We start from the raw sequence: 20,218 nt of genomic DNA on the forward strand, positions 1-20,218 counted from the left end.
CGTTTGTCCGTGCAATGGGTTCACACACTTTTTACTATATTTGTATCTGCAAAAGACGAAAAAGACATGGTCCTACCACAAGAATTTACCGCTTATACAAGGGCGCTTATGGGCAACGAACTGTACGAAAAGTTGCTTGCCGCACTAGAAGGAGAGCCTCCTGTGAGCCTCAGATTGAACCCGTTTAAGACGAAAAACGGCGAAACCGAGGTGTGTAACGCGGACGAAGGCGTGGCATGGACTGACTATGGTTATTACCTTTCGGGACGTCCAAACTTTACGTTCGACCCGCTTTTTCACGCAGGCACCTATTATGTACAAGAGGCATCGTCGATGTTTGTGGCGTGGATAGTGAAACAATTGGTACACTCGCCCATCACGATGCTCGACCTTTGTGCGGCTCCAGGTGGTAAATCTACGGCTTTGAGAAGTGTTCTTCCACAAGGAAGTCTGCTGTTTTGCAACGAACCCATAACGCAAAGGGCGAGCATCTTGGCAGAAAACGTGCAGAAGTTTGGCCATCCCGACATGGTGGTGAGCAGCAATTTCGCAGCCGACTACCGCAAAAGCGGCTTGCAATTTGATGCCATCCTAGCCGATGTGCCCTGCTCTGGCGAGGGTATGTTCAGAAAAGATGCAGGGGCAATTGCCGAGTGGAGCGAAACAAATGTGGAACACTGTTGGCGATTGCAGCGCGAGATAATTGCCGATATCTGGCCTTGTCTAAAACCTGGCGGACTGCTTATATACTCTACTTGCACCTTCAACGACAAGGAAAACGAACGCAATGTGGAGTGGATTGCACAAGAATTTGATGCTGATTTCGACCTGCCGCCCATCCCTTCTGCATGGAACATCACGGGGAGCATCGGTTCGGACATTCCTGCATGCAGGTTTATTCCAGGCATATCTAAGGGCGAAGGGCTCTTCTTATGTGTGCTTAGGAAGAGGTACGAGCATGGTATGGTACACGATGAGCGGAAAAAGCGTTCCTCAAAAAGCATGACAACAAAGGTAAGCTTGCCCGAAATGCCACAGTGGTTAAACGCAGATTTGGCGTTCGACACACGCCAAATAAACGGCAACATCCACGCCATACCCTGTCAATGGACAAGTCTGTTAGACAAGGCTAGTGCAACATTGCGCATTGTTCATGCAGGAGTTGCGCTGGCTACACCAAAGGGAAAAGACCTAGTTCCACACCCTGCGCTCGCCCACTCCATTGCTCTTAACAGCAGCGCATTTTGCAAATGCGAGTTGGATTACGCCTCGGCTATCGCCTTTTTGCGCCGCGAGACCATCACTTTACATGCAGATACACCCCGTGGATACGTGTTAGTTACCCATCAAGGCATGCCACTGGGCTTTGTAAAGAACATCGGTAACCGTGCCAACAACCTCTATCCGCAAGAGTGGCGCATAAAAAGCACGCACATTCCACAACCACAACAGATTATAAAGTTAAAATGAAACAATATCTAGACTTGCTTCAACGCATCGTGAACGAAGGCACACGCAAGGAAGACCGCACCGGAACAGGAACGCTAAGCGTTTTTGGACACCAGATGCGCTTTAACCTCGAAGAGGGTTTTCCGTTGCTAACCACGAAGAAACTACACCTCAAATCCATCATCCACGAGTTGTTGTGGTTTCTTAAAGGAGACACTAACGTAAAGTATCTGCAAGAAAATGGCGTGAGGATTTGGAACGAGTGGGCCGACGAGAACGGGGAACTGGGTCCTGTTTATGGCCATCAGTGGCGGTCGTGGCCCGACTATAACGGCGGACATATCGACCAGATACAAGACATTGTGAACGCCTTGAAGAACAATCCCGACTCTCGACGGATGATTGTCAGTGCGTGGAACGTGGCCGAAGTAGACCAAATGGCACTCCCACCCTGCCATTGCCTGTTCCAATTTTATGTGGCCAATGGCAAGCTAAGCTTGCAATTGTACCAACGTTCGGCCGATACTTTCCTCGGCGTGCCCTTTAATATTGCCTCGTATGCTCTGCTAACGATGATGATGGCACAAGTTAGCGGGCTGAAACCAGGCGACTTTATCCACACCACAGGCGACACGCATCTTTACCTAAACCACTTGGAACAGGCCAAAGAGCAGCTGAAACGCACTCCGCGTACATTGCCGAGGATGGTGATTAACCCCAATGTGACCAGCATTTTCGACTTTAAATACGACGACTTTACCCTCGAAGGCTACGACCCCTTGCCGCACATCAAGGCCGAAGTGTCGGTGTAGCCCCCTAACATAATAAGGACATGCAGATAAACATCATCGCAGCCGTGGCCCGAAACAGAGCCATAGGCCATCAAAACAAACTTATATATTGGTTGCCCAACGACCTAAAACGCTTTAAGGCACTTACCACTGGGCACACCATCATCATGGGGCGAAACACCTTTCTGTCACTTCCCAAGGGCGCATTGCCCAATAGGCGCAATGTGGTGTTGAGTAGCACACAGTCTGTTTTTGCGGGTTGCGAGCACTTCTCTTCGCTATCCGATGCGTTACAAAGTTGTGCACCCGACGAAGACGTATATATAATAGGTGGCGCAATGCTTTACAACGAGGCCATTAACATTGCCGACAAGCTGCTTTTAACCGAGGTTGACGACACGCCCAATGTGGCCGACGCCTTTTTTCCCAACTATGACGGATGGAAAGAAACGGCACGCGAATGCCACGAAAAGGACGAAAAGCATGCCTTTAACTATTGTTTCGCCGACTACGAACGCACAACTACGCCCTCTCGTGGCTAAATATAACACCTAAAATTACACCGATACACAAACGTATGATTATAAAGTTATGTGGCATGCAACATGCCGACGACATCAAAGCAGCCGCGCAATTAGGCATTAACCTTCTTGGTTTCGACTTCATTCCCAAAAGTCCGAGATATGTAAGAATGATTTCATCGCAAGCTGGCATCATTCCCGATTTCAGCGAAGAGCGACTTCGCGCCCTCAAAAAGCCCAATACGCCTCACCAACAGCCGCCCGTAAAAATCGGCCGTGTGGGTGTTTTTGCCGATGATATGCCGCAAAACATCGTTACGCGCGTTTATAACTACGAACTCGACTATGTGCAACTTAACGGCGATGAACCTGCCGTTACACTCGAAAACCTGCGTCGTAGCATCGACCCAGACATTAGGAAGGGCATTAAAATCATCAAAAGAATAGCCGTCGACACACAAGCCGACCTTGCTAAGGCCACAGAATACGAGGGAAAAGCAGACTTGTTGCTGTTTCATATCACGGCGAAAGAAACCGAATTACAAGCCACTAGCGACGACAATTCGCCACTGAACCAGCTGCTTTCGGCTTACCACGGCTCTACACCTTTCTTAATAAGCAAGCCCAACGCCCCTTTCGACACCTTATTAATTAAGAGTATCACTCATCCACAGTTCGCAGGGATAAACCTTGATACGCAATTCGAATTGGAACCAGGCAAGAAAGACATGGAACAATTGCAGAAGTATGTTGAAGCGGTTAAAGCCATTAAGTAAATGTGTGCACAACAAACGCAACAACCCATAAGTACAACCATGAATGTTGCAATTATCGACAACTACGACTCGTTCACGTTTAATCTAGTGCACCTCATTGCAAGCCTAGGAGCAAACGTAACGGTATTGAAGAACGACGACTTTGAGCTTGCCGCCCTCGAACACTACGATAAGATTGTGCTTAGTCCAGGACCAGGACTTCCTCCGGAGGCTGGAAAGACAATGGATGTGATAAGAACTTATGCCGAAACCAAACCCATTTTGGGCGTATGTCTAGGCCATCAAGCCATAGCGCAAGCCTATGGTTGTAAGCTAACTCACCTTTCGGAGGTTTGCCACGGACAGTCAACCCGAGGTTTGAACCTTGGTAACGACCCTATCTTTGAGGGATTGCCCACAGAAGTACTGATGGGCAGATACCATAGCTGGGTGGTGGAACGCGAAAGCGTGAGCAGCCCGCTGGAAATAACCGCCATAAGTTCCGCAGGAGAAGTGATGGGCATCCGACATAAACAACTTAGACTGCATGGCATACAGTTTCATCCTGAGAGTATTTTAACACCCAATGGCAAAACAATAATGAATAATTGGTTGCATAAAGGTTAGGCAAAAACATCGAACAACAAGTTAATTACAAATAATAACCATTTACATAACAACGAATTACGCGCATAAGATAAAGCTATTGTGTACCAATTAGCACTGCAAGTACAAACCTTATTTTATAAGAAAATGTATATTTAGTACTTAAAAATTAGGTGTTTTATAAAATAAAATCATACCTTTGTAAGAGAAAAAAGGACTTTATGAATACCACGAGCCCCATTATCATGACAACCAAACACTAAAACAGCCTTTAAAATGGAGCAGATGGTATCGGAACCTTAAGCTTGCCAGAACTTATGACGAGAAAACAACGACACTACAAATGGCACCTTGTTGGAAATGTAATTCTAAACATGGTCATGTTTACCGCTATCTCGGTAATCCTTAAACCTGTATTCATGTTTTACAACCACAGTGCCTTTAAGGATTGTAACTTTACAGATTATCTTGCAGTAATTTGGCATGGCCTTCCAATGGACGTATCTGTGGCTGGCTATTTCACAATCATTCCAGCTCTGCTTGCCCTTATCTCCATTTGGTTGCACCCTGCCCTTATTCGCATTCTGCACAGAACGTATTTGGCCCTTGCCTCGTTTTTAATCAGTATCGTTTATTGCACAGATGCCGTGCTATACGGCTTTTGGCAGTTCAGGATAGACTCCACACCGTTTTTCTACTTTCTCAGTTCGCCCAAAGATGCGCTGCATCAGTGCCCATCTGGTGGGTACTGTTGGGCGTTGTGGTGGTGTTGCTGCTCACTGCCGTGTTGTTCTTCATTCTATGCAAGACCATAGGCACGTTCCCCGAAAGCAAAGGCATCGCCAAAGATAGGCTTATCGCATCGGGCGTAATGGTTGTTGTGCTTGCCTTGCTGTTCGTTCCCATACGCGGAAGTCTGGGAACATCCACGATGAATCTTGGACGTGTATATTACAGCGAGAACCAAAAGCTAAATCACGCCGCCATCAATCCCTGTTTCAGCCTGCTCAGTTCGTTGATGAACGACGAAGACACCAAAGACCAATACCGCTTTATGGCTGCCGACGAAGCCAACAAGTTGTTTTCGCAAATCACCGATAAGACAAAGCAAGGGGGAACAGATGCGGTTTTTAAGTTACTCAACACCAACAGGCCCAACATTGTGATGGTGGTGCTAGAAAGCTTTTCGGCACACATCATGAAAAGCATGGGAGGAACGGCTAACGTGGCCGTGAACATGGACAAATGGGCTAACGAAGGCGTACTGTTCACCAACTTCTACGCCAACAGTTTCAGAACCGACCGCGGATTGGCAGCCATCTTAGCCGGTTATCCTGCCCAACCCACGATGAGCATCATGAAGTATCCCAACAAAACAGGCAACATGCCCATGTTTCCACAAAAGTTAAAGAAGGCGGGATACCAGCTAAAATACTATTATGGCGGCGATGCCGACTTCACCAACATGCGTTCGTTTGTAACAACAGCGGGCTTTGAAGACCTCGTTTCGGATGCCGACTTCCCCATTAAGCTGCGGCTTAGCAAATGGGGAGTGCCCGACCAATACGTATTCGACCGCGCATTGGCCGACATCAAGAGCCAAGCACCCAACGCAACACACCTCAGCGTGATACAAACAAGCAGCAGCCACGAACCGTATGACGTGCCCTTTAAGAAACTGAACAACAAGATACTGAATGCATTTGCCTATACAGACAACTGCCTAGGCAAGTTCGTAGCCGCCTTAAAGAAGTTGCCGTCGTGGAAAAACACGCTCGTTGTGCTTGTTCCCGACCATCAAGGATGCTACCCCGAAGACATGGATAACTATTCGCCACAACGTTATCACATCCCATTGCTTTTGCTTGGCGGCGCACTTAAAGCCAAAGGCCCCATCACCACGCTTGGTTCGCAAGCCGACATTGCAGCAACCTTGCTGTCGCAGCTAGGCTTTTCGTACAGCGAATTTACGTTCAGCAAAGACATGCTCAACCCCAACGTACCCCATTTTGCCTTCGCAACCGTACCCAACGCGTTCATGATGAAGACAACCGACAACACCGTGTTCTACAATTGCGAAACAAATAAAACCATTTTGGACAACGGAAAGACGCCAGGAAAGAACCTGCCCTACGGCAAAGCCTACTTGCAGAAGCTTTACGACGACATTTCCAACCGCTAACAACATTAGATGATAAAGACGCTCAACGACTTAGATGCAGCCTTGCTGCTATGGATTAACAGTTTCCACTCGCCTTTCTTCGACCAGTTTATGAACCTCGTCTCAGGAAAATGGGTGTGGGTTCCCATGTACGTGGGCATCTTTATTGTGCTAGCCATGCGCCTTGGCTTTAAGCCCAAGCTTGTTGCAATACTGGCAACCATCGGTATTGCGCTTTTCTTTTCCGACTTTGTTTGCGCCGAAGTCATCCGCCCAATCTTTAATCGCCCCCGCCCAACCCAATTGGGAAGTGGCATTAGTCACCTCGTTCACATTGTAGACAACTATCGTGGTGGCGATTACGGATTTCCCTCTTGCCACGCATCCAACTCGTTTATGCTCGCCACTACGGCCACCCTACTCTTCCGCAACAAGATTTTATCTGCGTTCTTTTTCCTCTGGGCAATTGCCCTGTGTTATAGCAGAGCCTACTTAGGCGTTCATTATCCTGGCGACCTACTTGCAGGAGCCATATGGGGCACCATCGTTGCCTTTGCGCTTTATGCCCTTGTAAACCGCTACTACACGCTTACCGAAGTTAAAACGGCCAAACACACCCAGCTTATCTCCATCGTGGGGGCATTAACCTTCGTGCTTTTAGCCATCGTTTCGGCCGTACAAACCTGTGTGGCATAACACGCAGACAACCGTCAACGACCGCATATTAGCCCCTTATCACATGGGCAAAACAACCAATAGCGCATACTTTACCCCACAAAGTACAACCAATAAAGCCAAAACAAGTGAGCCTTTGTTTGCGTTGTCAATCTTTTTAAGTACATTTGCAGATACAATAACATAACAGGTAAACAATGAAACCAACACTTTTACTACTCGCCGCAGGCATGGGAAGCCGCTATGGTGGGTTGAAACAACTCGATGGTCTTGGCCCTAATGGTGAAACCATCATGGACTATTCCATCTACGATGCCATCAAGGCGGGGTTCGGAAAGATTGTCTTTGTTATTCGCAAAGACTTTGAGAAAGACTTCAAAGAGAAGATACTGTCTAAGTACGAGGGTCATATCCCTGCCGAATTGGTATTCCAAAGCTTAGACGCACTGCCCGAAGGGTTCGCCGTTCCCGAAGGAAGAGAGAAACCCTGGGGTACAAACCACGCCGTAATGATGGCCAAAGACGTTATCAAAGAGCCGTTCTGCGTTATCAACTGCGACGACTTTTACAACCGCGACTCGTTCATGGTGATTGGCAAGTTCCTTAGCGAACTACCCGACAATGCGAAGAACGCTTACGCTATGGTGGGTTTCCGCGTTGGAAACACGCTTAGCGAGAACGGAACAGTGGCTCGCGGCGTTTGCTCGACAGACGAAAACGAACTGCTTACCACTGTGGTTGAGCGTACCGAGATTATGCGCGTAGACGGTAAGGTGTGCTATAAGGACGAGCAAGGACAATGGGTAGCCATTGCAGACAATACGCCCGTATCAATGAATATGTGGGGATTTACTCCCGACTACTTCGATTATAGCGAGGCTTATTTTAAGGAATTCTTGTCTGATGAGAAGAACCGAACCAACCTGAAAGCCGAGTTCTTCATTCCATTGATGGTCAACAAGCTTGTTAACGACAAGACGGCCACCGTGAAAGTGCTTGACACCACCAGCAAATGGTTTGGCGTTACCTATTCGGCCGACCGCGAAGGAACGGTTGAACGCATACAATCGCTCATTAACGAAGGCGTATATCCTGCCAAACTGTTCTAAGGCAGGTTCAAAAAGATAAAAGACAAGTGGTAGTCTATTGCGTGCTCAGCTATGCGCATAATAGGCTACCACTACTTTTTTGCATGGGGCTTAGCGAGTACGAAAACATTTATAGCCACAATATTCCGTGTATAGCAGGATTGCAATCTCAAAAAAGAACTGCCTCACGAACTTAAAAAATCACAACACACCAACTTAAAAAATCATCAAGCAACAAACTCACAATCCTAAGTACTCACCAACTTAAAAGACATGAACTAACAAACTTACAACTCTAACAACACATCAACTTAAAAACTTACGAACTAACAAACTTACGAACTAACGAACTTAAAACCTCATGAACTGAGATACTCAAAAACTTAAAATCTTACATAATACTTTACAAAACACACTCTCCTACACATTCTATTCTAGCGAAAACAGAGCCCTCTAACCAGACAATTAGATGCTAAATTCCGCCAAATCCGTTTCCTTATTAGTCAATTATTGAGCATGTCGGTTGCATTTAGCATCATTTTGCCTTTCTAGTTTGGTTGCCAGCTCGTAATTTTTCAAGCCCAAATACTCGCTTTTGACCCCTAAAAACCTACTTTTTAACACCTATTTTGCCCATTTTAGTCATATTTTTAATGGCTCGAAAGAGTTTTGTTTATACCATTTCAATGGATATTTATGCTTTTCGGCTCGCATTTAGCAGTATTTTACCTTGCATTTGGCACCAAAACGCATTGCATTTAGCACCAAAACGCGCTGCATTTAGCACCAAAACGCACTGCGTTTAGCTGCATATTGCACGCCATTTAGCAGCAAAACGCACTACATTTTGCAGCAAATAGCCCAAAATCTGGTGCAGATGGCGGTTCTTTGAAATAAATATTCATTTTGCCTTATGCACAAGCTACCCCCATTTTGCATCAAAACAAACCTTCGCGAGAATCGATTATTTGCGGCAAGGTAGGCGATTGGTGAACGGAAAGGGCACTCACAATGTTAAAATTTGTACTAAAATTTGTACAAATTCGGGGGACGTCTGCATCATCTTGATGCTATCCAAAAACATAAAGGACATAAGAAATAAGGCCTAACGCTGATGTGCAAAAGGCATAAAGGCGGCTAGTAGGATGATGGCTTAATCCTTATCTGCATACAACGATGCTGCCCTAACACGCGAAAGGGTTTCGGGGGTCATCTGCAAATAGCTGGCCACATACACCAATGGGGCACGCAAAACTACTTGTGGCGACTGCTTACAAAGTTTCAGATAACGGTCTTGAGCCGTTTCAAAACGCAACATGTCGGCATGCACTTGCGAGATAATGAGACTCTCCTCCAAAATCTTTCTGTACAATATCTGAATGTTTACGTTGTGCAACGCCACCTCTTCCAACCTATGCTTAGGCATGGCATAGACGAGCGTAGGTTCGAGCGCTTCCAGTTGTAAGTAAGTGGGTTTCTCCTTAAAAAGGCTTTCGATACACATCACGATAGTATGTTCCACCCCGATATGCTCGGTAAGTTCCTTACCATTCTTAAAGTAGAATTGGCGAGTAAGGCCGCGCTCCACATAATATATATGTTCGCAAACGTCGCCCTCTTTGAGAATGATTTCCCCCTTGGCAAACTTCATCGGCACCAAGACGCTCTCTAAGATGTCGAGTTCGTCGTGAGTCATGGTGCTATACTTTCGCGCCAACTCGCGAGCAATGTCGCGTGTTGTGTTGTTGAGTTCTTTCATGTCTCCACTCCTTTCTTCTCTCTTGCAGCGGTTTAGTCGAGTTTCAGCACGGCCAAGAAAGCCTTTTGCGGAACTTCCACGTTTCCAATCTGCTTCATACGTTTCTTTCCTTTCTTCTGTTTCTCAAGTAGCTTACGCTTTCTACTAACGTCGCCTCCATAACATTTGGCCGTTACGTCTTTTCTTAGGCACTTCACCGTTTCGCGTGCTACAATCTTCGCACCGATGGCGGCCTGTATGGCGATGTCGAATTGCTGTCTGGGTATAAGTTCTTTCAGCTTTTCGCACATTCGACGACCAAAGGTCGTGGCATTGTCGAAGTGGGTAAGCGTAGACAAGGCATCAACGGCCTCGCCGTTCAACAAGATGTCGAGTTTCACCAATCGCGAAGGCCTAAAACAATCGACATGGTAGTCGAACGAGGCGTAACCCTTGGAAATAGACTTCAACTTATCGTAGAAGTCGATAACGATTTCGCCCAAAGGCAGCATGAAATGCAGTTCAACGCGATTGCCGCTAACATATTCTTGGTTGATAAGTTCGCCTCGCTTATCCATGCAAAGTTTCATTATCGGCCCAATATAGTTAACGTTGGTAATGATAGACGCCCTGATGTAGGGTTCTTCTATATGGTCTATCATCGTTGGGTCGGGCAATCCCGAAGGGTTATGCACCTCGCGTTCGTTGCCCATCTTATCGTACACCATGTACGAAACGTTGGGCACCGTGGTGATGACATCCATGTTAAACTCGCGGTCTAGTCGCTCTTGTATAATCTCCATGTGCAGCAATCCCAAGAAACCGCACCTAAAACCAAAGCCCAAAGCCACCGACGATTCAGGCGAGAACGTCAGCGAGGCATCGTTCAGTTGCAGTTTTTCGAGCGATGCACGCAGGTTTTCGTATTCGGAAGGCTCAATGGGATAGACACCTGCAAACACCATTGGCTTTACTTCTTGAAAGCCTTCTATGGCCTGTTGGCATGCTTTGTCGCGATGGGTAATGGTATCTCCCACCTTCACTTCCTTGGCATCTTTTATTCCGCTGATGATGTAGCCCACCTCACCGGTATGCAACTCTTGCTTGGGCACCATATCCATTTTAAGCACGCCCACTTCATCGGCCGCATACTCCATGCCTGTATTGAAAAACTTCACGTTGTCGCCTTTGCGTATAACGCCATTCAACACCTTGAAGTAGGCTATAATTCCACGGAAGGAATTAAACACCGAGTCGAAGATAAGCGCCTGCAAAGGAGCATTATCGTCGCCTGTGGGATGTGGCACCCTTTGCACAACGGCTTGAAGGATGTCTTCAACGCCCTCGCCCGTCTTACCCGATGCGCGTATGATGTCGGCCTTATCGCAACCCAGCAGTTCAACAATCTCGTCTTCAACTTCTTCTGGCATGGCGCTGGGCATGTCCACCTTGTTGATGATGGGAATAATCTCCAAATTGTGTTCGATGGCCATATAGAGGTTCGAGATGGTTTGCGCTTGTACGCCTTGTGTTGCGTCTACAACGAGCAACGCCCCTTCGCAGGCGGCGATACTGCGTGAAACCTCATAAGAAAAATCCACGTGTCCCGGGGTGTCGATGAGGTTAAGCACATAGTTTTGTCCCTCGTGCTGGTATCCCATCTGTATGGCGTGGCTCTTAATGGTTATGCCGCGCTCTTTTTCCAAGTCCATATCGTCGAGCATTTGCCCGCCTGTAACTTGAATAGTTTTGGTAAATTCCAGCATACGGTCGGCCAAAGTAGACTTTCCGTGGTCAATGTGTGCGATGATGCAGAAGTTTCTTATATGGTTCATTCTTGGAAAAGAAGATTTATTTTTAACGGCAAAGTTAAGTATTTTAATTGGGATTTTATTGCTTACGCCTATAATTTTGGCAAATAATAGCTACCTTTGTACTAAAATAAAGAAACGATGAGAAAGATATACATCTTATTATTGGGTGCGGCGATGCTTACCGCATGCCACGAAAGCTTAGAAAAACGGGCAGAAAGAGAGGCTAAAGAGTACACGGCTAAGTATTGTCCCACGCCCGTAACCAACTATACGCGCACAGACAGCGTGGTGTTTTACCCCGAAACAAAGACCTATCACTATTATTGTTCGTTTGTAGACAAGATGGACGATGCCGCCATCATCGACAAGAACAGGCAGTATATAGACGACATGCTGCTTAAATCTATTATCGAATCAACGAGTTTGAAACCATATAAAGAGGCAGGTTTTACCTTTGCCTACACCTGCCATTCGGATAAAGAGCCACAAAAGGTGCTGTTTGAAACGAAGTATACCAAGAAAAGGTATTAACTAACAGTTGGGCCAACAAGCACTTATCTTGTTGGCCCAATTGCTTACCTGCTGTGCAAGGTGTGGGTATCTTTGCAATACAATAAAATATCTTTGATGGTGTTTTGTCTTATTTTTATCCATGAAACAAGGGTGAAACACAGCTGGTTAATCATTATTCAAGGCCGAAAGCAATATCTTTTCGGCATTCTCCACGCGTTCGCTTGTTGGGCTGTCAATGTGGTCGAGCGTATAGTTCAGACCCAATTTCTGCCATTTGTAGGCTCCCATCGAATGATAAGGCAACACCTCTATGCGCTTTACGTTGTGCAAGGTCTTGATAAAGTCGCGCAGACCATATAGATAATCGTCGTTGTCGGTGATGCTAGGAACAAGCACGTGGCGTATCCACACGGGTGTTTGGATTTGCGAAAGGTAGCTGGCGCAATCCAACACGTTGGTGTTGTCCCACCCTGTTAGCTTTTTATGCTCTTGGTTATCTATGTGTTTGAGGTCGAGCAGCACCAGATCGGTGAGGCTCATCAGCTTAGTAAACTTAGAGAAAAAGGGTTCTTGGCGTGTAAAAGGCTGTGCAGCCGTGTCAAGACAAGTGTTTATGCCTAGTGCTTTTGCCTTTTCGAAGAGTTCGAGCATAAAGTCTATTTGCAGCAGAGCCTCTCCCCCGCTCACCGTTATGCCGCCTTCCTTACCCCAATAGGGGCGAAAGCGTAACGCCTGCTGCAAAAGTTCGTCGGCCGAACGCATGTCGGTAGATTTCATTGCCCACGTGTCGGGATTGTGACAATAACGGCAACGCATCTTGCATCCACTTAAAAAGATGATGAAACGAATGCCTGGCCCATCTACCGAACCAAACGATTCGATGGAATGGACGTAAGCTTTACGTGGCATGGCCTCGCTGCTTGCGTTCGTGTTGACAGGAAGAAACGTGTTATTGTTATCCATTATTTATTCTGCCGGGCATTATATAGCCCTCTTTATTGTTGTTCGCTAAGTGCTGATGTGATAAAATGGTGAACGGCGTTAGAAGAAAGTCCCTCCACGAAACAGCGCGGAGGGACTTATATATATGGCTGTAATGCCAAGTCTTTTTATGCCAGTTTGCTGTGAGCCTGACGTGCAATAACGTCGAGTTGCTGCTCTTTGGTCAAGTCGATGAACTTAACGGCATATCCACTTACACGGATGGTGAAGTTGGCATACTCTTCTTTCTCAGGATGTTCCATGCAATCGATGAGTTTCTCAACGCCAAACACGTTCACATTAAGATGGTGTGCGCCTTGGTCGAAGTAGCCGTCCATCACGCCAACAAGCGTATTTACGCGCTCCTCTTCATTGTGACCGAGTGTGCTGGGGGCGATAGTCTGCGTATTAGAGATACCATCGAGTGCATATTCGTACGGAAGTTTGGCCACCGAATTAAGCGATGCCAGCAATCCGTTCTTCTCTGCGCCATACGAAGGATTAGCACCTGGTGCCAAAGGAGCACCCTCGGGGCGGCCGTCGGGCATGTTGCTGGTGAACTTACCATAAACAACGTTCGAAGTAATGGTAAGGATACTAGTGGTGGGTTCTGAGTTGCGATAGGTTTGGTGCTTACGAATCATATTCATGAACGTCTTCAACAGCCACACGGCGATGTCGTCGGCACGGTCGTCGTCGTTACCATAGCGTGGGAAATCGCCCACCGTTTCGAACTTAACAGGGAAGCCTGTGTCATCGCGAACGATGTTAACCTTGGCGTATTTGATGGCGCAAATGGAGTCGACCACATGACTAAAGCCTGCAATACCTGTTGCGAATGTGCGGCGAACATCTGTATCTATCAATGCCAATTCTGCTGCCTCGTAGAAGTATTTATCGTGCATGTAGTGGATAAGGTTAAGTGTGTTGACATAAACGCCAACCAACCATTCCATCATATCCATAAATCGGGGCATGAATTCTTCGTAAGTTACCACGTCGCCAAGTATCGGACGGAGCACAGGACCGCATTGTTCGCGGGTTTTAGAGTCGACACCGCCGCTGATAGCGTAGGTTAGACACTTGGCCAAGTTGGCACGAGCGCCAAAGAACTGCATCTCCTTACCCGTCTGTGTGGCCGAAACGCAACAACAGATGGAATAATCGTCGCCCCAAATAGGCCGCATAACGTCGTCGTTCTCGTATTGAATGGAGCTTGTTTTCACCGAAATTCTCGATGCATAACGCTTAAAGCCTTCGGGTAAGCGCGAACAATAGAGCACCGTGAGGTTGGGTTCGGGCGATGGTCCCATGTTTTCGAGGGTATGAAGGAAACGGAAATCGCTCTTCGTAACCATCGAACGGCCGTCTTGTCCCATACCAGCCACTTCGAGCGTTGCCCAAACGGGGTCGCCAGAGAAAAGCTGATTGTAAGCAGGAATACGGGCAAACTTCACCATACGGAACTTCATCACAAGGTGATCGATTAGTTCTTGCGCCTCGGCCTCGGTGAGTGTGCCTTCGTTAAAGTCTCTTTGGATATATATATCGAGGAAAGTGGAGATGCGTCCAACAGACATTGCCGCACCATTTTGCGTTTTAATGGCACCAAGATAGCCAAAGTAAAGCCATTGCACGGCCTCGCGAGCGTTGTTGGCAGGTTTAGAAATGTCGTAACCGTAAATCTCGGCCATTTCTTTCAATTCTTTCAATGCCTTAATTTGCATTGAAATCTCTTCGCGCAAACGTATGATATCCTCGGTCATAACGCCGCAACCACAGTTGCGTTTGTCTTTCTCCTTCTCGTCGATAAGGAAGTCTACACCATAAAGCGCAACACGACGATAGTCGCCAACGATACGCCCACGACCATAAGTGTCGGGTAAACCCGTAAGAATGTGATTGTGGCGAACGAGTTTCATCTCGTCTGTATAAGCATCAAAAACGCCGTCGTTGTGTGTTTTACAGTACTTCGTGAATATCTCGTGCAGTTTTTCAGATGGTTTATAGCCATAAGTGGTGCAAGCCTGCTCGGCCATGTGGATGCCGCCATAAGGCATAAAGGCACGCTTGAGGGGCTTGTCGGTTTGTATGCCTACAACCTTTTCGAGGCTTTTAGTGTTCTCGCCGATGTAGCCTGGGCCGTAAGCCGTCATCCCAGACACCACTTCGGTCTCCATATCCAAGACGCCTCCCTTGGCGCGTTCTTCTTTTTGAAGGGCTTGGAGCATATCCCAAAGCTTATTGGTGGCGTCAGTTGGTTCGGCCAGAAAACTCTCGTCGCCATCGTAAGCGGTGTAGTTGTTCTGTATGAATTCACGCATGTTGACTTCATCAAGCCATTTCTTGCCTGTGAAGCCTCTCCATTCTTGTCTCATTTTTGTTCAATGTTTGTTTGACATAATGTGCCGTAACGCACAAAAACATAGCTGAATATCTGCTCAATAGCTGATTTCGGATGCAAAGTTACATCGAAAAACAGTACCAAACAATACTAATTTATGGGTATTTTGCATTAATTACAAAACAAAGAGTGCGTGCCTATCTCCCTATCAGCCAATAAGTAAAGAACAAAATAACACCAAAAAGAACATTTACCCGAACGCTTTATGCGAAAACATCATAAACTGATGGACAAAAGTAAGCACATATAACGTAAGAGCAAAAAAAGAGATAGGCAGCGAAATGAACGTAATTGACGATACGACAGGAAGGAACAAACGGTTAAAATAGCAAAAAGGAGATAGGCTGGTAGCCAAACGAAACCAAACTAACAATTGGGTTTCGTTTGACAACCAACCTAATATGGTATAAGCACAGCCCTAAGCCGCTGCCGACGGATGTGGCCTACACCAACTTGAAACGAACGCGGAAAGTACGTGTCGTTTCGTCCCAATTGGTACCCAATAGCACGAATTTGCCAATCTGCCCCGTAGAACGCACGTGCTTGCCTATGCAGGGACAAGCATCGAAATCGCCTATTCTAACAATACGCACCATGTTTGAATAGTCGTCGGGCACGCGCGACAGGTCGATACCTTCGGGTAAGTCGTACCTATCTACAAGTTCGTAGGTAACCGGGAGGTCCTCTTCTATCAGCTCGTTCATGCGCCGTTCTATCTCCTTTTCGTCTTGTCGCGTAGGTTTTCTATCAAGCGTATAGCTTATCTTGCTCTTCTTCCGCTCTACGTGCGCATTGGTTGAACGTCCGCAATCGAACATTCTAATCATCACTTGGTTAAGTAGATGTTCGGCCGTATGCGCAGGTGGGAACTCGTCCTTATTGTGCGTGCACAGCAATAGTTCGTCGTCTTTCATCTTAGTGTTAAACTTAAAAATTCTTCCGTTAAATGGAGCGAGTGTCATTGAGATGTTTCCATCGCGGCCGAGGTTCTCAATGGTTGTTTCGCCAGTGAGCAAATCTATCGCGCCAAAGTGTCCTTCGGGCAGTTGCAGATAATCAAACGCGTGCCCAGGGATATTTACTTGCACGCTATTGCTTTCGCCAGAGAAGTTAACCACCACCAAAAGCAATTCGTCTTGCCATTTTCTTAGGAAGGCAAAATGCCGTGCTGGATTGAAATGGTCTGACTGCGGATTAACGTACATCAGGTCGAAGAAAAGACCTTTACCAATAGCCGACTCACCACGCGCAATGCGAAGGATGTGCTGATACTGGGCATAAATCTCGTTTTCTTGTGCAGAAAGCTTTTCGCGGTCGAAGTAACCACGATAAAGAGAGCCAACCGTCCAATAGTCGAAGATGGTTGTGCGCCCATCTATACCGCTAAACCCTTCGTTGTCCATGCCTGGTTCGCCAAACTCTTGGCCTGCATATATCAGCATGGGGTTGCGTTGCATCAAGGCCGACACGATAAGGGCAGGTATCGCCCGCTGGGCATCGCCGCAGAAAAAGGGACTTGCAATGCGCTGTTCGTCGTGGTTTTCAAGGAAGTAAAGCATGTGCTTACCAATATCGTCGAGCGATTGCCACTGATAAGTGATGGCTGCCGCATGGCTTTCTTGGCGCACAATGCTCTTCATACAATCGTACATACCCACCTTATCATAAAGGTAATCAAAGCCCGACTGCACATAAGCGCGGTATTGGTAGGGGTCGTAAACTTCGCCAATGACGATAGTTTGCGGATAATTTTCCTTTAATATGCCCGTGGCGTATTGCCAAAAGGCTGTTGGAACCATTTCAACCATGTCGCAACGGAAACCATCCACGCCCGCATCTGCCCAAAACAAAAGAATGTCTACCATCTTTTTCCAAGTGTTGGGCACAGGAACAAAATGCTCGCTACGCCCAGCAGCATTGCAATAGTCTACACCATAGTTCAGCTTAATGGTTTCGTACCAGTCGTTAATGCCAGGGTGATTGTCGAAACGATCGTTGCCTGTGGCCTTTGCAGGCTGTTCATGATAGGTGTTTCCTGCGCTATCGGTAAGCGAAATGGAGGGTCCGAACGGCTTTCCCCAACAATAATAAAAGTTATTGTTAGTGGAAAAATGCAGGCTGGTATCGTCGTTTTCACCTAAGTCGGCCACGCCATTCGGCCTGCAAACCGACTTATATTCTCGTGCAACATGGTTGGGTACAAAATCAACGATTACCTTCATGCCGCACTTGTGCACCCTTTGCACCAATGCCTTGAACTCTTCTAACCGATGTTCAACGTCTACGGCCAAGTCGGGCGAGACGTCGTAGTAGTCGGTAATGGCGTAAGGCGAGCCGGCCTTACCCTTCACTATAACACTGTGTTGCGTGGGAATGCCGTACTCAGAATAGTCTGTTTGCGATGCGTGACGGATAATTCCCGTAAACCAAATGTGGCTAATGCCCAACTTGCGGATGCGTTGCAGGGCTTGTTCGTCGAAGTCGTTCATCTTCCCACAGCCATTTTCGGCAATCGTTCCCCACCTTTTGTTAGTGAGGTTGCGATTGCCGAAAAGCCGTGGAAACACCTGATATATGATAATCTTGTTGTTCACGATGGTGTGTTTATTCCAAAGGTGGTGCGCAGAAAGGCGCTCCCAAGTAATGATTATTCTATGCCGTGTGCAGCAACAGCCTTGTCTATGCGACCAATCATGCCCTGCAAGGCCTTACCTGGACCGCATTCGGTGAAGTCGTTGGCACCGTCTTTTATCATGTTTTGCACGCTAGAAGTCCATCTTACCGAGCTGGTAAGCTGTGCTATGAGGTTCTTCTTAATCTCTTCGGGTGCAGTGTGAGCCAGTCCGTCAACGTTTTGGTAAACGGGACACTTTGGTTCAGCAAACGTAGTGTTCTCAATGGCAGTCTGCAATTCGTCTTTTGCTGGCTGCATCAAGGGCGAATGGAAGGCTCCCCCCACCTTCAAGGGCAACGCACGTTTTGCACCAGCCTCTTTAAGCAGTTCGCAAGCTTGGTTTACGGCACCAATATTACCGGAAATAACAAGCTGTCCGGGACAGTTGTAGTTGGCAGCAACCACCACGTTGCCCGTTGTGCTTACCTGTTGGCAAACCTTTTCCACCGTTTCATCGTCCAAACCAACGATGGCGGCCATTGTTCCGGGAGCCACTTCGCAAGCCTTTTGCATGGCCATTGCACGGGCATAAACCAAGCGTAAGCCATCTTCAAAGCTCAACGCGCCTGCTGCTACGAGTGCAGAAAACTCGCCCAAGCTATGTCCGGCAACCATTGATGGGGTAAATTCGTCGCCCAAACAAAGGGCCGAAATAACGCTGTGCAAGAACACAGCAGGCTGAGTTATCTTTGTTTCTTTAAGTTGCTCATCAGTTCCGTTGAACATTATGTCCGTGATACTATAACCAAGGATTTCGTTGGCCTTATCAAACAGTTCCTTTGCCAAAGGCTTTGAGTCGTACAGGTCTTTACCCATACCCGCAAATTGTGCTCCCTGACCAGGGAAAACGTATGCTTTCATACCGAATTTAATTTGTTGTTGTAATTGATTTTAACTATTATGCAAAATTAATACTTTTCTTCCAACTCTGCAAATAATCGCCGCCCTATACTTATTTGCTCACTGCAAATGCTGTACATTATTCCATTACACACATTTAACCACAATCAGTTCATTAGAAAAAAACGCTTTGATTTTGCCAAAGGAAATACTGAACAGGCGCAAAGCGTCAACTCGCAAGTCGTATTCCAAATAATAAAGAAGGATGTTCATAACACGTTGCTTTTGAAAATCTGTAATGAACCGATTTCGGTTTAATAAAATGCAACCGAGCATATAGGGTTTCCAAACTCGTTGTCTTCTTGACAACAAAACACCTTATACACCTGCAAGGTTTGGATTATCATTTAGTTCGCTTACGGCGATATTTTGAGGAACAAACTTTGCTCGATTATGAATCATGAAATTACCTGACTTACCATTATAGTTTACAGCAGCATCAGGAAATGCAACCAGATTGTTCTCTGGCTTAGGTGAAATTTCTCTTGTTCCATCGGGTAAGGTGTAATACCAATATACTTTCTGTCCTATTTTCTTTAGAATAGCATACACCTTATTCTTCCATGCCCTTTCTTCTTTGTCTACTATCTTATACGAATCGGCTATCCTGCCATGCTGCAAACAACCTTCTACATTTCTATCAGGTGCTGAACGTAAGAATTGCATTTGAGCTCGGCCTAGTTGGAAAAAGTGGTAATATCCGCTACGCATTTTGTAACACTTGCTCAATTCTCCCTTACTAATCATGTCAAGATTGACTATTGAGAAGATATCACTATCCAATCTCGTTACATCGGTAACTAAGCGCTCGTCTATACACGCTTCAAAAGAGGGCTTTACATCCAAAAAGTATATATTAGGATTAAAAACTCTCAAGGCCTTACAAAACATCTTTTCGTCTGTTGTTGTCATAAACAACTGACAATCTCTGACCTTTTCCATCATTAATGGTGTTAATGGTTGGATAACTCCCTCATATTTAGTCGCACATAAACCAATGGGGGCATGTCGAAAACCACAGTGATCACTGCCCTCGGTAGAACAGCGGACACGATGTCGCTGCTATTGCACATTGTTTATCTCCTTATTGTCCAAAACTTTTTTACAATGAAGTTGTCTCGACTTTTATTGTTTATACGAATTGAGAG

At 46.5% G+C, this 20,218-nt stretch carries 15 protein-coding genes and 1 pseudogene; 9 read left to right on the plus strand and 7 right to left on the minus strand.

All coding sequences use genetic code 11. The features are described 5' to 3' along the window. Positions 1-66: 66 nt before the first annotated feature. From BN93_RS08635 to BN93_RS08670, 8 genes and pseudogenes are all read left to right on the plus strand, one after another. On the plus strand, positions 67-1,470 hold the full coding sequence (locus BN93_RS08635; RefSeq protein WP_019187945.1) for a methyltransferase RsmF C-terminal domain-like protein: 1,404 nt from the start codon (positions 67-69) through the stop codon (positions 1,468-1,470). Continuing rightward, a complete protein-coding gene (locus BN93_RS08640) occupies positions 1,467-2,261 on the plus strand; it encodes a thymidylate synthase (protein ID WP_019187946.1) in 795 nt (264 codons plus the stop codon). Before BN93_RS08635 ends, BN93_RS08640 begins: the two co-directional genes overlap by 4 nt. Before the next feature lie 20 nt (positions 2,262-2,281). After that, entirely contained in the window at positions 2,282-2,782 is a 501-nt protein-coding gene (locus tag BN93_RS08645; protein WP_019187947.1) for a dihydrofolate reductase, read from the plus strand. A gap of 35 nt (positions 2,783-2,817) precedes the next feature. Next, on the plus strand, positions 2,818-3,537 hold the full coding sequence (locus BN93_RS08650) for a phosphoribosylanthranilate isomerase (protein ID WP_019187948.1): 720 nt from the start codon (positions 2,818-2,820) through the stop codon (positions 3,535-3,537). Positions 3,538-3,576: 39 nt separating this feature from the next. Further along, positions 3,577-4,143: an anthranilate synthase component II gene (locus tag BN93_RS08655; RefSeq protein ID WP_044260294.1), complete on the plus strand. Its 567-nt coding sequence runs from the start codon at positions 3,577-3,579 to the stop codon at positions 4,141-4,143. A gap of 359 nt (positions 4,144-4,502) precedes the next feature. Continuing rightward, positions 4,503-6,304, plus strand: a pseudogene (locus BN93_RS08660) (LTA synthase family protein). A 9-nt stretch (positions 6,305-6,313) separates the two neighbouring features. Then, positions 6,314-6,979 (plus strand): phosphatase PAP2 family protein, encoded by a 666-nt coding sequence (locus BN93_RS08665; protein WP_019187951.1) that lies wholly within the window; start codon positions 6,314-6,316, stop codon positions 6,977-6,979. Between the two features lie 176 nt (positions 6,980-7,155). After that, positions 7,156-8,067, plus strand: coding sequence for a sugar phosphate nucleotidyltransferase (locus BN93_RS08670; RefSeq protein WP_019187952.1), 912 nt, complete (start codon positions 7,156-7,158; stop codon positions 8,065-8,067). 1,132 nt (positions 8,068-9,199) lie between these two features. On the opposite strand, the gene BN93_RS08675 is transcribed toward BN93_RS08670, so the two are convergent. Then, positions 9,200-9,805 (minus strand): Crp/Fnr family transcriptional regulator, encoded by a 606-nt coding sequence (locus BN93_RS08675; RefSeq protein ID WP_019187953.1) that lies wholly within the window; start codon positions 9,803-9,805, stop codon positions 9,200-9,202. Between the two features lie 32 nt (positions 9,806-9,837). Beyond that, positions 9,838-11,619: a translation elongation factor 4 gene (gene lepA / locus BN93_RS08680; protein WP_019187954.1), complete on the minus strand. Its 1,782-nt coding sequence runs from the start codon at positions 11,617-11,619 to the stop codon at positions 9,838-9,840. Positions 11,620-11,736: 117 nt separating this feature from the next. Between lepA and BN93_RS08685 the strand changes: the two genes are divergently transcribed. Then, complete coding sequence (locus BN93_RS08685; RefSeq protein WP_019187955.1) at positions 11,737-12,129, plus strand: hypothetical protein; 393 nt, start codon at positions 11,737-11,739, stop codon at positions 12,127-12,129. Between the two features lie 147 nt (positions 12,130-12,276). On the opposite strand, the gene pflA is transcribed toward BN93_RS08685, so the two are convergent. The 5 genes from pflA to BN93_RS08715 form a co-directional block, all read right to left on the minus strand. Continuing rightward, positions 12,277-13,020, minus strand: coding sequence for a pyruvate formate-lyase-activating protein (pflA, locus tag BN93_RS08690; RefSeq protein WP_084768756.1), 744 nt, complete (start codon positions 13,018-13,020; stop codon positions 12,277-12,279). A 200-nt stretch (positions 13,021-13,220) separates the two neighbouring features. After that, positions 13,221-15,470: a formate C-acetyltransferase gene (gene pflB / locus BN93_RS08695; RefSeq protein ID WP_019187957.1), complete on the minus strand. Its 2,250-nt coding sequence runs from the start codon at positions 15,468-15,470 to the stop codon at positions 13,221-13,223. Positions 15,471-15,939: 469 nt separating this feature from the next. Continuing rightward, the gene (locus tag BN93_RS08700) at positions 15,940-18,090 is read right to left on the minus strand and encodes an alpha-amylase family glycosyl hydrolase (RefSeq protein ID WP_019187958.1); all 2,151 of its coding nucleotides are present in this window, start codon (positions 18,088-18,090) and stop codon (positions 15,940-15,942) included. Between the two features lie 53 nt (positions 18,091-18,143). Continuing rightward, a complete protein-coding gene (gene fabD / locus BN93_RS08705; RefSeq protein ID WP_044260230.1) occupies positions 18,144-19,031 on the minus strand; it encodes an ACP S-malonyltransferase in 888 nt (295 codons plus the stop codon). A gap of 357 nt (positions 19,032-19,388) precedes the next feature. Then, positions 19,389-20,015, minus strand: a complete 627-nt coding sequence (locus BN93_RS08715) for a hypothetical protein (protein ID WP_019187961.1) — start codon at positions 20,013-20,015, stop codon at positions 19,389-19,391. Positions 20,016-20,218 lie beyond the last annotated feature (203 nt).

Origin of the sequence: Prevotella conceptionensis 9403948, assembly GCF_000312305.1 — a bacterium.
In the GTDB taxonomy this organism is placed as follows: Bacteria; Bacteroidota; Bacteroidia; order Bacteroidales; family Bacteroidaceae; genus Prevotella; species Prevotella conceptionensis.

What these genes read in the sequence shown, in the direction of transcription:
- BN93_RS08635 (WP_019187945.1), top strand. Translation starts at nt 67, where the DNA reads ATGGTCCTACCACAAGAATTTACCGCTTATACAAGGGCGCTTATGGGC.
- BN93_RS08640 (WP_019187946.1), top strand. Translation starts at nt 1,467, where the DNA reads ATGAAACAATATCTAGACTTGCTTCAACGCATCGTGAACGAAGGCACA.
- BN93_RS08645 (WP_019187947.1), top strand. Translation starts at nt 2,282, where the DNA reads ATGCAGATAAACATCATCGCAGCCGTGGCCCGAAACAGAGCCATAGGC.
- BN93_RS08650 (WP_019187948.1), top strand. Translation starts at nt 2,818, where the DNA reads ATGATTATAAAGTTATGTGGCATGCAACATGCCGACGACATCAAAGCA.
- BN93_RS08655 (WP_044260294.1), top strand. Translation starts at nt 3,577, where the DNA reads ATGAATGTTGCAATTATCGACAACTACGACTCGTTCACGTTTAATCTA.
- BN93_RS08665 (WP_019187951.1), top strand. Translation starts at nt 6,314, where the DNA reads ATGATAAAGACGCTCAACGACTTAGATGCAGCCTTGCTGCTATGGATT.
- BN93_RS08670 (WP_019187952.1), top strand. Translation starts at nt 7,156, where the DNA reads ATGAAACCAACACTTTTACTACTCGCCGCAGGCATGGGAAGCCGCTAT.
- BN93_RS08675 (WP_019187953.1), bottom strand. Translation starts at nt 9,805, where the DNA reads ATGAAAGAACTCAACAACACAACACGCGACATTGCTCGCGAGTTGGCG.
- lepA (WP_019187954.1), bottom strand. Translation starts at nt 11,619, where the DNA reads ATGAACCATATAAGAAACTTCTGCATCATCGCACACATTGACCACGGA.
- BN93_RS08685 (WP_019187955.1), top strand. Translation starts at nt 11,737, where the DNA reads ATGAGAAAGATATACATCTTATTATTGGGTGCGGCGATGCTTACCGCA.
- pflA (WP_084768756.1), bottom strand. Translation starts at nt 13,020, where the DNA reads ATGCCACGTAAAGCTTACGTCCATTCCATCGAATCGTTTGGTTCGGTA.
- pflB (WP_019187957.1), bottom strand. Translation starts at nt 15,470, where the DNA reads ATGAGACAAGAATGGAGAGGCTTCACAGGCAAGAAATGGCTTGATGAA.
- fabD (WP_044260230.1), bottom strand. Translation starts at nt 19,031, where the DNA reads ATGAAAGCATACGTTTTCCCTGGTCAGGGAGCACAATTTGCGGGTATG.
- BN93_RS08715 (WP_019187961.1), bottom strand. Translation starts at nt 20,015, where the DNA reads ATGATGGAAAAGGTCAGAGATTGTCAGTTGTTTATGACAACAACAGAC.